The sequence below is a fragment of the Polaromonas sp. YR568 genome, from assembly GCF_943372955.1.
GTDB lineage: Bacteria > Pseudomonadota > Gammaproteobacteria > Burkholderiales > Burkholderiaceae_C > Polaromonas.
On record NZ_CALSAL010000010.1, the window covers coordinates 13,434 to 28,003 of the forward strand.

Sequence of the window (14,570 nt, forward strand, 5' to 3'; positions counted from 1 at the left end):
GACCTTTGCCCCTGCTGCAAGGCCCCTATGGATCAAATCAGCCAGGGGCTGGTCGCCCCGCCGTTGATGCTGCCTGAGAGAGTCAAGGGCGCCACATGCCATGACATTGCACCACATCCACGGGTACGTCCATGCGGGTTCAACCGAAACCACGTGGCGCTGGTTAGCGGCTGGAGTCCGAAGGCAACAAGCCGCGCGTTGCCCGCCTGGGGCCCCGGTCTGCCAGCGCCGTCGCCTTCTTCACCACCTGTACCGCAGCTCATCCTACCGTCACTGGATCGCGATGCGAACCATGGGTGCCGGAGCGGCGTTTGGCTTCGTGCGACCAAACAAGGATCTTGAGATTGTCACCACTTCAGACGAGAACCACGACGACAGCGTTGTCGACGGCGGCTTGGCTAACGCACCGGCGGGCAGCCATGTCCTCTTTGCCAGCGATGCGGGAGACGTCTTCCGGGTCGACGCCCAGTAGTGGCGCGACGCTATGGGCACATGGTCGGCGGAACCGTAACCCCCGGCAGCAGCACCATCACGACGTTGGCGCCGGCCGAGTGTCGGCCGACACTATGGTGACGGACCAAGCCAAAAAATGTATTTCATGGAACCTTTGCCGCTCAGTGGTTGCTAAGTCAGTGTGGACCTAATACAAGCAGTTGTCAGCTACCTGACAACCCAGACTCAACACAACACAAGGAGTTTCCGCGATGTCGAAATCCTCAATAGGGATCACCCAGGAACAATTACAGGAGTGTCTTGAACGGGTGGACATGAAAATGTTCATAGAAGACCCCACTCAGGCAATTATCAACGCAGGAGCAACTTTGAAAGAAGGCACCTGCTTCCAATTTGTAGACACTGCAGAAGAAGCAAACAAGTTGCCAGAGAACGTATTTCCGTTGCTGCGCACCCAGCGGCTGGTGGATGGGTTATCCGACGATGATCTGGATCAGGTTTCAGGGGGACATCAGGGACAGGGAGAACACATCAAGCGAAATGGTCGGTGGTACTGCACCTTCCTTGAACGGTATTTCTGATTCTCACCAAAGTAGCAAAAATCGAAAGATGGAGATCAAATTAACAAGTGGACCGGCCCAATACCGGTCTCACTCCGATGTCGACTTCTGGCCCATGGCCTGATATTTCTGAATAATGGAATCCTTCATATCTACTTGTTGCAAAGCTAATACAGGCTAAATACACTAAGCTCACAACCCCCATAAAGGATTCTCCATGTGCCCTCAAACAGAGACTATTGCCCGAATCCAGACCGTTCTCTTGGCGGACGCAGCTCTGCTCGGGCGAGTTCTGTCCTGTGCTGAGCCTGCCAGCGCAGCGGCGTTAATCTCCGAGGCGGCTGCTAATAAGGGAATTGAACTGACCGCAGCTGACGTGCAGCAATACATGGAAGAAGCGGCTTCCAGGAAAACGCCGTTTTCTAACGCAACCGCATTATCGGATAGAGAACTGGAGAGTATTTCGGCGGGGTACGATGGTGCGCCGCAGGACAAAGGTTTTGATCCTGTTGCGGAGGGTTTGACGTATGACGAGGGTCATGGATGGATCAATCTTGGCCCGCCTATGTCGGACGAAACGTATGCCCGATATATGCAATGGAGAAGAGCCGGTCTTGAAAAATTGCTAAGCGGTGGCTATCGCCTTGGGCAAAATTGGTTCACCGGCCGTGGCAGCAGGCTCTGAACTTGGTCTTTTTAAGGTATGGCGGGTTGGCCTTAAGTCGCAGCCCGGGTCTCAGAGCCCGACACCGTTCCTTGTGTGCTGCTGCCAATGCTGGGGCTGGCCTGATATCTCCAGACAATGGAATCTTTCATATCGACTTGTTGCAAAGCCAATACTGGACTTGCCCCGCTTTCGTAGACATATTGCAGCTTCCAGTGCGAAGCTGCCTTAATGCCAGCGGGCTCAGCGGGTCTAGATGAGCAATCCGAGAACGGAAATTTATAACTTTTGGAATCGGTATCAAGCCGCAATGTTGGTTGCTTGATAGCGGTCACTCGCCGACGACCGCTTCTGGCTACGAGACCAGACAGGATCAGACCAGGATTCAATAACTGTCATGCAGCGGCTTCAGGCCGTCATTTCTAAGGCTTAGGCGGCAGGTATCGGGCCAGAAGCGGTCATTGATGAGTAACCGGTATCAGGGAGTCAATTTGATAATCGAACTGAGAGTCCCTTGCGCTACCTTGGCTTAGCAGTCTAGCCGCGCCCGACAAAAGGCATGCCGGTTGCCATGACGGTAGTGAACAGCACATTGGCCGACAGTGGTAGGCGCGCCATGCCCATGAAGGTATCGACTACGGCCGAGATGTCCATGCAGGGCTCGGGCTTGATGCTGCCATCGGCCTGCGGCACGCCGTGGGTCATTTTGGCGGTCATGTCGGATGTGACGTTGCCAATGTCGATCTGCCCCACCGCAATGCCGAAGGCGCGTCCATCGAGCGAAGCAGCGCGCGTGAGGCCACTCACGGCGTGCTTGGTGGCGGCGTAAGCAATCGAGCCGGGGCGGGGCACATGCGCCGAGATCGATCCGTTGTTGATGATGCGCCCGCCTTGAGGTGACTGTGTTTGCATTAGCTTGAAGGCTGCTGACAGGCAATAAAATGCGCCGCTCAAATTGATGTCGACCATTCGTCGCCAGTCGTCGCCCGCCAGATCGCCCGGCAAGGTGTAGGGCAGGGAAATCCCGGCGTTGTTGAACAGCAGGTCCAGCCGTCCGAACTTCGCCTTGACGGCGTCGAACAGTGCCTTGACCTCGGCCTCATTGGACAGATCGGCCGGCATGGCGATCCCGTTCGCCGCGTCGGGGCTCGCTGCAATGGCAGCTTGGAGAACGTCAGCGCGGCGACCGACGAAGATGACTTGCCAGCCGTCCTTGAGCAAGGCATGTGCGCAAGCTTTGCCAATGCCGGAACCGGCGCCCGTAACCAATGCGATTTTTTTCAAGATGTGTTCCTATGTGGGTTTCAGGCGGAAGCGTCTGCAAAGGCGATCTGCACTTTGAGCGATTGCGACTTGTCGGCTGCAAGCGTGAAGGCCTCGACTGCGCGCTCGAACGGCACCACTGCCGTGATGACCGGCTTACCGTCCACCAGGCCCTCATTGAGGAACTGCACTGCGGTGGCAAATTCGGCGTGAAAGCGAAAGGTGCCGCGCAAGTCGACTTCCTTGGCGACGATCTGATTCATGGGCAACGCAATCTCGCCGCCCAGGCCCACGGTGATCAGGGTGCCGCGCGGCGCAATGACATCCAGCGCCACGCGCAGCGCCGGCTCGCTGCCCGACGCTTCGAACACGGCGTCGAACTGGCCTTTGTCAGCCTTGTACTTGTCCATGGCCTCGGACTGGGTGCGCAGGTTGATGGTTTCGTCTGCACCCATCTGCCGCGCGCAGGTCAGCGGCAAATCGGCAATATCGGCAGCCACGATACGTGCGGCGCCAGCGCGGCGTAGGCCGCCAATCAGCAGCGAGCCAATCGGCCCGCAGCCTGTGACGAGCACCTGCTTGCCCAGCACGCCCCCTGCACGCTGAATGGCGTGCAAGCCCACTGACAGCGGCTCGGCCAATGCGGCTTCCGAGAGGCTCAGGTGATCGGCCAAGGGATACGCCTGGCTCGCATCGATCACCAGCTTTTCGCTGAAGGCGCCCTGGATGTGCGGAAAGGGCATGGCGCTGCCGTAAAAGCGCATGCCCAGGCACTGGTTCTGCATGCCCGACTGGCAAAAACGGCAGTTGCCGCAGGGGCGCGACGGCGAAATAGCGATGCGTTGGCCTGGTTTGATTCCGCGCACCTGTACACCGGCCGCTTCGACCACCCCCGATACCTCGTGTCCCAGCGCCATGGGGTGCTTGATGCGCACGGTGCCAAAGCCGCCATGCTGAAAATAGTGCAGATCCGAACCGCAGATGCCACCGAAGGCGACGCGCACCAGCAACTGGTCTTCGCCCAGTTCAGGGACCTCCGTGGTTTCCAGCCGCAAGTCCTGAGCGGCGTGGCATATCAAAGCGCGCATAGTAAGCCTTTAAGCAATCAGAGTTAAGACAGATGTCAGAGCGTCGCTGTTACGCCGCCATCGACATACAAAATATGGCCGTTGACAAAGCACGATGCGTCGCTTGCAAGGAAGACGGCAGCACCGCCGAGATTTTCGACGTCGCCCCAGCGCCGACTGGGTGTGCGTCCGACCAGCCATGCTGTGAACGTCGGGTCGGACACGAGTTTTTCGGTCAGTTCGGTCTTGAAGTAACCAGGGCCGAGGCCATTGACGTTAATCCCGTGCGGACCCCAGTCGATCGCCATGCCCTTGGTCAGCATCTTGACCGCGCCCTTGCTCGCCGTGTAGGGCGCAATGCCCGGTCGGCCAAGCTCGCTTTGCACCGAGCAGATGTTAATGATCTTGCCGCATCCGCGCGGGATCATCTTTTGGGCCACGGCCTTGCCCACGAAGAATGCGCTGTCGAGGTTGGTGCGCATCAGCGTGTGCCAGTCGGCATCTGCAAAATCGTGCAGCGGGTTGCGGATCTGCATGCCGGCATTGTTGACCAGGATGTCGATGGGCCCAGCCGCCTCCACCTCGTCAATGGCAGCGCGTACGGCGGCCGAGTCGGTCACGTCGAACAGGGACGTGCGCACAACCAGACCTTCGCTTGCAAGTTGCTGAGCTGCAGCTTCCAGCTTACCTGCGCTGCGTCCATTGAGCACGAGAGCCGCACCGGCCTGGCCCAGGGCCCGCGCCAATGCCAAGCCGATGCCGCTGGAAGAACCCGTGATGAGGGCGCGACGGCCGTCGAGTCGGAAGGAGTCGATGATGTTCGCAGTGGTCATGTCAAGCCCGGAAAAGTCAGGTGGTCAGCCAGCGAAGCGGCGCCAGCACGATTTGCGGGAAGATGATCAAGAGACCCATCACCACCACTTGAGAAAGCAGGAAAGGCCAGACCCCCTTGATCACGTCATGCATGGGAATTTTGCCCACGCCGCAGACCACGTTGAGCACCGTGCCGACCGGCGGCGTCAGCAGGCCGATGGCGTTGTTGATGATGAACAGCACACCGAAGTACACCGGATCGATGCCGGCCTCGCGCACCAACGGCATCAGCACCGGCGTGAGGATCAGCACGGTAGGCGCGAAGTCGAGTGCGGTGCCAACGATCATGACCAGCAGCATCAGCATGGCCATGAGCAGCATCTTGTTGTCCATGAAGGGCTGCATCAGCGTCACGATCTGCGCCGGGATATTGGCCACGGTAATCAGCCACGCCGACACCAGCGCTGCGGCCACCAGGAACATCACAATCGACGAAGTTTTCGCTGCGCTCAGCGTAATGCCATAGAGGTCCTTGAACTTGATCTCGCGGTAGATGAAAAGACCCACAAAGAGTGAATACACCACTGCCACGACCGCCGCTTCGGTTGGGGTGAAGATGCCCATCTTCATGCCGCCGATGATGGTGATGGCCAGCAGGTAAGACCAGAACGCATTGGCCGTGACCTTAAGCCGCTCGGCCATGCTCACCTTTGGCGCGACTTCGACCTTGTCGTTGCGGGCCACGATCCACCAGGTCACGATCAGCGCCAGTCCCATCATGAGCCCGGGCACGATACCGGCCATGAAAAGCTTGGAGATGGAAACGCCGCCGATCACGCCGAACAAGATGAAGCCGATCGAAGGCGGAATCACTGGGGCAATGATGCCACCGGCGGCGATCAGTCCGGCGGAGCGGTCCATGCGGTAGCCGGCCTTGCGCATCATGGGCAACAGCACGGCAGCGAGGGCGGCGGTGTCCGCCACGGCGGAACCCGAGAGGCTGGCCATGATGATGGCGGCGAAGACCGCCACGTAACCCAGTCCACCGCGAAAGTGGCCGACCCAGACCATGGCTGAATTGACGATGCGGCGGCTCATGCCGCCTGCATTCATCAACTCACCAGCCAGCATGAAAAACGGGACCGCCATCAATGGAAAGTTATCCGCGCCGTTGATGAGGTTTTGCGACACGATTTGCGTGTCGAACATATCCAGGTGCAGCATCAGCGCTACGCCCGAGACAAGCAGGGAAAAAGCCAGAGGCATACCGAGCGCCATGGCGCCCAGCAGCGAAAAGACAAAAATCGCGATGGTCACCGGGTCTCTCCTGCCAAACGCGCTTCTGCAGCATCTTCGGAGTCCTGCACTTGAATGAGTTCACCCTCTTGGTACTGGCCGAGCGCCAGGCGCACCAGCTTGCCGAGGATGAGAAGGCCCATGGCGACGCTAGCGACATAGCCCACGCCATAAACCCAGCTCATTGGAATTCCGGTCACGGGCGACAGCGTCGTGGCGTTGATGCCGTGTTGCTTGTAGGTGCCGTAGAACATCAGTACGCAGCAACCGAACATGAGCAGGTTAGAGATCGCGAACATGATCTTCTTGCCCATCCGGGGCACCAGGCGAACGATTGAATCCAGGCCCAGGTGCGCGTTCTCGCGCATCGCCACGATGGCGCCCAGGAAGGTGATCCAGATGAACAAAAAGCGCGACAGCTCTTCGGAGCTGATGATGCCGTCGTTAAACCCGTAGCGCAGCACCACATTGCCAAACACCATGATGACCATGGCCGTCAGCATGGTCACCAGCAGTATTTCGGCCAGCCGAAAAAAGAGATCGTTGAGCTTTTTCATGGGGTCTCTCGGAAGAGTCCCCCGCCCCGCAGGAGGCGAGGGGACATTCAGGGTCAATGACGAAAGAGCGCCTTGCTCGTTGCCTTACTTCGTGTCTTCAATGGCCTTGAGCAGGGTCATGCCGTTCTTTTCGCCAAAAGACTTGGCAATCGGCTCCGAGACGATTTTCTGGAACGGTGCCATGTCAACGTTCTCGACGATCTGCATGCCCGACTTTTTCAGCTCGGCCACGACCTTGCTGGCGTTTTGCAGGTTCAGATCGCGTTGGTACTTGGCGGCCTCACGTGCGGCATCGACCATGATGGTCTGGTAATTCGCAGGCAGGCTATCGAACTTGGCCTTGTTCATCGCGAGGATCAGCGGCGAGTACACGTGGTTGCTGACCGTCAGGTGCTTTTGCACTTCGTAGAACTTGGAGGACCACGTCACGTTGATCGGGTGCTCCTGCGCATCGAAGGTGCCGGTTTCAAGCGCAGTGTACAGCTCGGCAATCGCCATCGGTGAGGGGTTCATGCCCAGCAGCTTGAAGGCCTGGATGTGATACGGGTTGCCGGTGGAGCGGATCTTCAGGCCCTTGGCGTCTTCGGGCGTGCGGATAGGACGCTTGTTGTTGGTGAAGGCGCGCCAGCCGTTTTCCCAGTAGGCTAAGCCCTTGAGGTTGTGCGGCGCGAGTTCGGCCAGGATGCCGGTACCGATCGGACCGTCAAGCACAGTGTAGGCGTGCTTTGCGTTGCGAAACACAAACGGCAGCTCGAGTGCCGCAGTGCTGGCCACGATGCCGTTGAAATTCGAGGCACCGCTAGAGACGATGTCAATCGTACCGCCTCGTGTGCCGTTGATCATGGCGGCGTCGTTGCCCAGCTGGTTGGACGGGTAGATCGTAATTTCGACATCGCCGTTGGTGCGCTGCTTGACCAACTCGGCCATTTTTACAGCCGCTGCGTGCTGGCCGTCAGTCGCGTTGACCGCATGACCAAGCTTGAGGTTGAACTTCGCAGCAAATGCTGTCGATCCCATGCCGGCGATCAGGCAGGCAAGCAATAAGCGGGAAAGTTTCATGGGGTTGTCTCCTGTTTTCAATTGGACCTTCGGCGGTTTCAATGCGCTTGCCTTGATTTCGCCACACTTGCAAAAATCGCCGGCGTCCCTGACGCCTTGCGCACTCTCAGGCACCACGCCACCAGCCGCACAGGCCGGCCCGGTACCTTTCAAACTCAATCCGTAGGCATGCCGAATTCGTCGGCACTGAAGATGGTGTGGAACACGGTCCCATCGAACATGTCGATGAGGGCCTTGGACACTTCCTTGCTCTGCATGCGCACTTCTGACGCCAGCGCTGTCTCAATGGACGCTCGGCTCGGGTAGCGAACCGACAGCACCATTTCCAGCCGCGGATCGTTCACGTCACTTTCCACTTGCCGCAGCACACGCACTTCCTGCGCGCCTGGGAAGCGGGTCCACAGCGGCACCAGTTCCTTGCGGATGTAATTGTTAAAGGTGTCTTCCAGGCCTGGTTTGACCTGGCCACGAAAGAATGCGCATCGGATAAACATGAAGAGCCTTTTTTATGAGCGTGTTCGCTGGGGTTGCGGGTGATGCTGTGGTTACAGCGCTTTTAACATTGGCGGGTTGGCTGAAGCTCGAGCGCCATGAGCGCCTTCACGGCGTCGGCGACCACCTGCTCGACGGGTCGATCAATGTCGAGTGTGGTCACATCGGTCTCATCGGTCGTTGGCTTTTCCAGTGCGGTGAACTGGCTGGCCAGCAGATCGGACCGCATGTAGTGGCCTGTGCGCAAGGCCAGGCGCTCACGAATGAGGTCAACCCCGCCATCGAGAAAAACAAAGTGAGCGCGGGGTACGAGGACGCGGATGCGGTCCCGGTAAGCACGCTTGAGCGCAGAGCAGGCCACAACGCGACCGTGCGCCGTTGCTTCAGGTTCGGCAAGAAAGCGACCAATCCGGTCCAGCCAGGGCCAGCGGTCAGAGTCGTCCAGCGCCACGCCGGCGCGCATCTTGGCAATGCTGCCAGGCAGGTGAAAGTCATCTCCGTCGGCCATGTCGAGCGCGAGCGCCTGCGCGATGGCACCGGTCATCGTGGATTTGCCGCAGCCCGAAACGCCCATGACGACGATTTTCAGCATGTCAGTTGTGTAGGCGTCTTGCCAGCATGGCTCAGATTGACCAAGCGGCCCGGCATTCGGGAACCGGCGTCAACAGCGGCTGCCCGCTGGTGCCGGCCTGCATGTTGGCAAAGGCGAGGTCGGCCATTGCCTGACGGGTTTGATGGGTGGCGCTGGCCATGTGCGGCGTGAGGACCACGTTCGGCATGTGCCAGAGCGCCTCGGGCACATGCGGCTCGTTGGCGAACACGTCGAGCGCGGCACCTGCGATCACGCCGGATTCCAGTGCCTCGATCAGGGCCGATTCATCGACCACGCTGCCGCGCGCCACATTAATCAGGTAGCCCTTGCTGCCAAGCGCGCCGAGCACTTCGGCATTGATCAAATGCCTGGTTGCCTGACCGCCCGGCGTGATCACCACCAGGAAATCCACGTTGGCCGCCAGCTGAGCTGCGGTGGGGTAGTAAGCGAAACCAGATTCGGGTTTTTCGCTGCGAGCGGTGTACGCAATTGACATGTCGAAGGCCGCAGCCCGACGAGCAATGGCCTTGCCGATGCGGCCGAAGCCAACGATACCCATGCGCGCCCCGGAGACTTTGCGTCCCAGCGGTAGCGCCCCGGCTGGCCAGCGGCCGTTTCGCACATGCTGGTCCGCCTGCGGCAGCGTGCGCGCCACGGACAGAACCAGAGCAATGGCCAGGTCGGCTACGTCGTCGGTGAGCACGTCGGGCGTGTGGGTCACGGGCACCTGGCGATCGATGGCGGCTTGGACTTCGATGCCGTCGTAGCCCACGCCAAAAACCGACACCACCTTAAGCGCCGGCAGCTTCGCCAGCAGGGCGCCGGGCACGACCGATTCGCCGCCCGCGGCCAGGCCGATCACGCGGGGCGCAAGCGCCGAGAAGGCGAGGACATCGCCATCGGGGTTGTAGGAGTGAACGGTGTAGGCAGCTTGCAGCGCTTGCAGGTACAGCGGGTGAACCTTGGGCATGGCCAGAATGTCGGGTTTCGTCAAAGCGTTCAGCTCCTGGTTTCGGTCTCTTCGTGCATTGGCCGTTAAAAGGTATGGCCGTGCCGTCTCGTTTGTTGGATAGCGCTATCCTGTGTAGCCCCAAAAAAAGCGTTCGAATTCTGAGGCGTACCCGCTGGCGCTTGCAATCATGTTTACGCGATTCGCCAAATGAAAAATTCTCCAAGCAGTTTAAAAATGTCCACTTGACAGCTCGTGGAATCACTACAATTCAAGTCTGCGCCAGGCACCTCGGATAGCGCTAGCCTAAAGCAGCTCGTCTACTTCGAGCTTGGTACTTACCCTCGGCAACCACTCATCCGCCATGCCTTTGCCTTCCAAACGCCATCGTTCCACCGGCCGCGTCACGCTCAATGACGTGGCCCATGCCGCGGGCGTAAGTCCCATGACCGTGTCGCGGGCCCTGCGCGGCGAGCGCGCGGTGGATCCGCTGCTGGTCGAGCGCGTGCTCTCGGCCTCCGCCCGGCTCGGCTATGTGCCCGACCCGCACGCGCGGGCGCTGGCATCGCAGCGCAGCAACCATGTGGCCATCCTGATTCCCAAGCTCTCGAACGCGCTGTTTGTCGACCTGCTTGATGCCGCGCAGCAAACCCTGCGTGCTGCCGGATTTCAGACCCTGATCGGCGTCACGCATTACGACGAAGGCCAGGAGGAGCAGTTGCTGCGCGAGCAGCTGCTGCACCGACCGGCGGGACTGCTCATCACCGGACTCGACCACAACGCGGCCACGCGCGGCCTGATCGAGCGCAGCCAGGTGCCCTGCGTTCATTTGATGGATTTGCCAGGCGCAGACGCGCCTGACCAGCCCCACTGTGTGGGATTTCGTCAGAACGAAGCCGGCGCCGCACTCACGCGGCTTTTACTCGGACGTGGCCGCAAACGTATTGCGTTTGCAGGCGCACAGCTCGATCCGCGCGTGATGCAGCGGCTGTATGGCTGGCGCTCGGCCCTTCAGGAGGCTGGTCTTTATGAGCCGACGCTGGAGTGGCTCAACCCGGCTTCGTCATCGCTTGCGCTGGGCGGCGTGATGTTCGAGCAAATCATGCGCCAGACGCCACCGATCGACGCCATCTTCTTTTGCAACGACGACCTGGCCCAGGGCGCGCTGCTCGCGGCGTTGCGTCTGGGCATTCCAGTGCCTAAGCGTGTCGCCATCGCCGGTTTCAACGATCTCACCGGCAGCGACCAGATGCTGCCGCCGCTGACCACCGTGCGCACTCCGCGCGCCCAGATCGGACGGGCCGGCGCGCAGATGCTGCTGGGCCTGATGCGCGGGGACAGCCAGCCGGAGACGTTTGTCGATCTGGGGTTCGAGCTGGTCGAGCGCGGCAGCTCGTGAGGGCTTGAGGCCGTCGCCCCTCTGCTCAGGCCCACGGCGCCTTGAGCATGTTCAGCAGTGGTTGGCCAGCAACCAGCCGTGCGATGTTGTCGGCGATATTCTGCTGGCGGCGCTGCACGGTGCCGCGGGTCCAGCCTGACATATGCGGCGTCATGACGACGTTAGCCAGCGCAGCAAAATCAAAGCGCGAAGGCGCGCAGTCAGGCTGCTGCGGCGTGGGGTACTGGTACCAGGTGTCGATGATCGCGCCGCCGATCTGCCGGGCGCTTAAGGCCTTGTAGAGCGCTTCTTCATCGACCACCGGACCGCGTCCGACGTTGATCAACACTGCCTCCGGCCGCATGGCGGCCAGCGCCGCCTGACCAACCAGCCCCTGCGTGCTGGGTGCGAGCGGCAGCGTGACCACAATCGCGTCTGCCGAAGCCATGAAGGCGCTCAAGTCGTCAAGCATGAAAGCCAGGTCAACGTCGGGGCTGGCAACAGGGCTGCGGTTGGCCACGTGAACGCGCATGCCGAAGGCCTTGGCGCGCATCGCCACGGTTTTGGCAATGTGCCCGTAGCCAAGCAGGCCGATGGTCTGAGTGCCGAGTTCCGCGCGCAAAGCCGTGGGGCGGCCAGCGTAATAGGTCCAGTGCTGTTGGCGCAGATCGGCATCGGCCTGCATCAGGGGCACATGGCGCAGCAGCAGCGCGGCCATCACGTATTCGGCAATCGCCGCCTCGTGGCCAAAGCAGTTGCACAGCGCGCTCGCCGAGGGCAGCAACGCCACATCTATCGCGTCGGTCCCGGCCGCAGGCGCGTGGTAAAGGCGCAGCTTTTTGGGGGTTGGCATGGCCGCAGTGAGCTTGACTCCAACGATGACCTCGGCCGACTCAAACGCCGCTTGCTCTCCGGGCTGGTCGAGCGAATCGCTCAGGTTGACGATGCGATGTGAAGGTGCGATCAGCGCCTCGAAGCCTTCTCGAAAGTTGGCTGCGTTCTGGCCGTGAAAAGCGATCGTGAGACCGTTCTGGAGGGGGGTGTTCATGTTGAGCCTTGTGGTGGGTGGGGCGCGGTCAACCCCACACTATGTCAGACGCCGAGCAACACCGCCGGTTTGAACTCGGCGCGGCGTATATTGAAGAGCGCCTTGACGTTTCGAACGTTTGCATTGGCGCAGGCTAACTGGCGAGCCGCCGCCTTCAAAAAGCATTGAGTTCAAATTGCGGTTTTCCATTCCCTGACACGGCAGTGGCCGGGCCAGAAGCTGACATTGGCGAATGACCGGTATCAGGTAACCAAATTTGGCGTAGAGCCTGGACAAGCGATCCTCAATCCTAAGCTTGTGCTGCAGAAGATCGTTTCATGCCCCGAGCATGTACCACCCCAAACCAGACGGGAAGACCGAATAGGAAAGCCGTACCCCAGCCGAACATGACTGAGGATATGAGAGCAACTGTTGTCGTGACGCCAACAAGTACAAGCACGGTAAAGTACCTAAGGCGGGACACCGAAAATAACAGTGCTGCCAGCACAAACCAAACAATCGGCATCGCGTACCAAACCGCCATGAGAGTTCGACTAGGGCCATCCAGCGAGAAATCAAACGCGATTTGATCTATCGCCGCGCCCCAAGCGGTTGCGTGGATCGGCACGGAAGTGAAGAGATACACGTAGAGGAACGGTAGCCAGACCGCGCCCGCAAGGATCGCGAAGGAACCAGCAAGGGTTGACGAACTCAAGTTCAGCTTCATGCGATCTAACGTGAGTGTGACCGGCTTCCTAGGCCAGGTGCGACTGCAGGGATCGTACGCACTTTGATGTCCGTGTCGTCTAGCTGGTTAGCTCGCATTGCCACTACCTGCCACAATGAACAAGAGGCATGCACACGCACCCGCAACAAACGCCGCTGCATAGAAAAACATTGTTCGCGCTCTCGATTTCTTTGTCATACCAATGGGATCGAAGGCTCCGACTAGGACGGTAGGCCCCTTTCGCATCGCACCACTTTGCGCCACCACGACCCACGATGCAACGATGCACACGACAAACGCCCACAGGATGAAATCACCACGCCAATCAACAGGCACCAAGGCCAGCGTGCCCGCTCCGGCCAGCGCAGCGACGAAAACGGTGATGGAACTTCGCATACTCATTAGTGCAAACTAACGTAAAAATGACCGAACCATCAACATGAGCGGCGAAGCCGTCTCCTGCCGTTGTGGGTCCGCGTAGATTGACAAGTTAGGGCTCATAGCGCACCTGCGGCCGCAAGAACGGTGAGACACAAAGCCGCACCGATCGTTGGCACCGAGAGTGCCCACTTCTCAGCCGCACCAGCGGAGGTTGAACGCCAAGCGATTATCGGTAGGAAAACCCATGCAAGGCTGCCAGCCAACAGTGCAAGCGATACACCCGAAAGGAGTTCGTGCCGCAAAGGATTCGCGGTCTCCGATACCCAGCGCGACGAGTAGTACATCAGCGCCAGCAAGGTAGCGATACTCCAGGCCATAATGATCCAGCGCACAGCTTTCATGAGCTCTAACGTGAAGGTAATCGGCGCCCTGCGGCCACGATCCGCGCAGCGGGCATCCGCTGCAATACGTCCGGGTTGAATGACATGTTAGCCAGCATTGAACCTGCGCTTGACGAATACAGCAAGCATGGCACTCGCTATGGACGTTGGGACTCCATACAGAAAAACTACCACGTAGGCCATTGCGGCGCCTCCACCTTCATACGGCCGGCACTCAACTGCATTCGCCCAAAGAATGAAAGGCAGCAAAGCAGCGCACATGGCGATGGCCGCAGTTGACCCCGAAAGGGTAAGACCGATGGCGATAGGAACCATGAGGATGAGCGTGACCCAAAGGAACCCTGCGAGTCGGCCGTCGCAGAAGAATTGACCGTATATGGCCTGCAGCATAAAAAGCGCCGAAATAGCAGCGAGGCCAGGAATCCTTTCTTCGATGAGCTTGGGAATTTGCATGCTGGCTAACGTTTGACATGAGAGGCTGCCGAAGGCAGTCCTCTGGATGGAAGGGTTAGGCGCTTCATAGCGAAGGAACGAGCAACAACCACCAAGTGGCCACCGAAAAGGCGCAAGCGAAAAAGAACTAGCTTGTCTAGGCCAGAGAGTTTCTTGGGCGTTGGGTCAAGGCTCCGAGCGTAGGACACGTTCCAGAATTCCCTGTGTCTTTGAACTAGCTTCTCAATCTCTTTGGAGTCGACTGACGCTTCAACTGAGCAAGTGTTGTTTGGCGCGTTGTCTTTCAGGATGTCAGCGTCTAGCGCTACCGCATAGTTCGCGCATCCTGTGAAAGTGACTAGGCGACGCGTGCCAGCCCAGTGGCGGAAGAGTACGACTTCTACCTTTGGCGAGGTGCGATGTGTTGCCGGTGGCACAAAGTTAAACCCTTCGACTGTG

At 59.4% G+C, this 14,570-nt stretch carries 17 protein-coding genes; 4 read left to right on the forward strand and 13 right to left on the reverse strand.

What is annotated here, in order from left to right; genetic code table 11:
- Window positions 1-283 precede the first annotated feature (283 nt).
- From AAG793_RS15415 to AAG793_RS15425, 3 genes are all read left to right on the forward strand, one after another.
- Window positions 284-472: a hypothetical protein gene (locus tag AAG793_RS15415; protein ID WP_341909758.1), complete on the forward strand. Its 189-nt coding sequence runs from the start codon at window positions 284-286 to the stop codon at window positions 470-472.
- 232 nt (window positions 473-704) lie between these two features.
- The gene (locus AAG793_RS15420) at window positions 705-1,034 is read left to right on the forward strand and encodes a hypothetical protein (RefSeq protein ID WP_341909760.1); all 330 of its coding nucleotides are present in this window, start codon (window positions 705-707) and stop codon (window positions 1,032-1,034) included.
- Window positions 1,035-1,230: 196 nt separating this feature from the next.
- Window positions 1,231-1,698, forward strand: a complete 468-nt coding sequence (locus tag AAG793_RS15425) for a hypothetical protein (protein ID WP_341909762.1) — start codon at window positions 1,231-1,233, stop codon at window positions 1,696-1,698.
- A 516-nt stretch (window positions 1,699-2,214) separates the two neighbouring features.
- Here AAG793_RS15425 and AAG793_RS15430 read toward each other — a convergent pair.
- From AAG793_RS15430 to AAG793_RS15470, 9 genes are all read right to left on the reverse strand, one after another.
- Window positions 2,215-2,961, reverse strand: coding sequence for an SDR family oxidoreductase (locus AAG793_RS15430; RefSeq protein ID WP_341909766.1), 747 nt, complete (start codon window positions 2,959-2,961; stop codon window positions 2,215-2,217).
- A 20-nt stretch (window positions 2,962-2,981) separates the two neighbouring features.
- Window positions 2,982-4,028, reverse strand: coding sequence for an L-idonate 5-dehydrogenase (locus tag AAG793_RS15435; protein WP_341909768.1), 1,047 nt, complete (start codon window positions 4,026-4,028; stop codon window positions 2,982-2,984).
- 35 nt (window positions 4,029-4,063) lie between these two features.
- A complete protein-coding gene (locus AAG793_RS15440; protein WP_341909770.1) occupies window positions 4,064-4,840 on the reverse strand; it encodes an SDR family oxidoreductase in 777 nt (258 codons plus the stop codon).
- Between the two features lie 16 nt (window positions 4,841-4,856).
- Window positions 4,857-6,137 carry a TRAP transporter large permease subunit gene (locus AAG793_RS15445; RefSeq protein WP_341909773.1) on the reverse strand — a complete coding sequence of 427 codons (1,281 nt, stop codon included), beginning with the start codon at window positions 6,135-6,137 and terminating at the stop codon, window positions 4,857-4,859.
- On the reverse strand, window positions 6,134-6,673 hold the full coding sequence (locus AAG793_RS15450) for a TRAP transporter small permease (RefSeq protein WP_341909775.1): 540 nt from the start codon (window positions 6,671-6,673) through the stop codon (window positions 6,134-6,136). Before AAG793_RS15450 ends, AAG793_RS15445 begins: the two co-directional genes overlap by 4 nt.
- A gap of 84 nt (window positions 6,674-6,757) precedes the next feature.
- Window positions 6,758-7,732, reverse strand: a complete 975-nt coding sequence (locus AAG793_RS15455; protein WP_341909777.1) for a TRAP transporter substrate-binding protein — start codon at window positions 7,730-7,732, stop codon at window positions 6,758-6,760.
- Between the two features lie 155 nt (window positions 7,733-7,887).
- Complete coding sequence (locus AAG793_RS15460; RefSeq protein WP_341909779.1) at window positions 7,888-8,226, reverse strand: hypothetical protein; 339 nt, start codon at window positions 8,224-8,226, stop codon at window positions 7,888-7,890.
- A gap of 62 nt (window positions 8,227-8,288) precedes the next feature.
- Window positions 8,289-8,816: a gluconokinase gene (locus AAG793_RS15465; protein ID WP_341909781.1), complete on the reverse strand. Its 528-nt coding sequence runs from the start codon at window positions 8,814-8,816 to the stop codon at window positions 8,289-8,291.
- Window positions 8,817-8,847: 31 nt separating this feature from the next.
- Entirely contained in the window at window positions 8,848-9,810 is a 963-nt protein-coding gene (locus AAG793_RS15470; protein ID WP_341909783.1) for a 2-hydroxyacid dehydrogenase, read from the reverse strand.
- A gap of 319 nt (window positions 9,811-10,129) precedes the next feature.
- Between AAG793_RS15470 and AAG793_RS15475 the strand changes: the two genes are divergently transcribed.
- Window positions 10,130-11,164, forward strand: coding sequence for a LacI family DNA-binding transcriptional regulator (locus AAG793_RS15475; RefSeq protein WP_341909785.1), 1,035 nt, complete (start codon window positions 10,130-10,132; stop codon window positions 11,162-11,164).
- Window positions 11,165-11,189: 25 nt separating this feature from the next.
- Here the strand turns inward: AAG793_RS15475 and AAG793_RS15480 are convergent, their stop codons facing one another.
- The 4 genes from AAG793_RS15480 to AAG793_RS15495 all read right to left on the reverse strand — a co-directional run bounded on the left by AAG793_RS15480 (window position 11,190) and on the right by AAG793_RS15495 (window position 14,132).
- Complete coding sequence (locus AAG793_RS15480) at window positions 11,190-12,191, reverse strand: 2-hydroxyacid dehydrogenase (protein ID WP_341909788.1); 1,002 nt, start codon at window positions 12,189-12,191, stop codon at window positions 11,190-11,192.
- A gap of 289 nt (window positions 12,192-12,480) precedes the next feature.
- Window positions 12,481-12,897: a hypothetical protein gene (locus AAG793_RS15485; protein ID WP_341909789.1), complete on the reverse strand. Its 417-nt coding sequence runs from the start codon at window positions 12,895-12,897 to the stop codon at window positions 12,481-12,483.
- A gap of 87 nt (window positions 12,898-12,984) precedes the next feature.
- Window positions 12,985-13,293, reverse strand: coding sequence for a hypothetical protein (locus AAG793_RS15490; protein WP_341909791.1), 309 nt, complete (start codon window positions 13,291-13,293; stop codon window positions 12,985-12,987).
- A 473-nt stretch (window positions 13,294-13,766) separates the two neighbouring features.
- Window positions 13,767-14,132 (reverse strand): hypothetical protein, encoded by a 366-nt coding sequence (locus tag AAG793_RS15495; protein ID WP_341909793.1) that lies wholly within the window; start codon window positions 14,130-14,132, stop codon window positions 13,767-13,769.
- Between the last annotated feature and the right edge of the window lie 438 nt (window positions 14,133-14,570).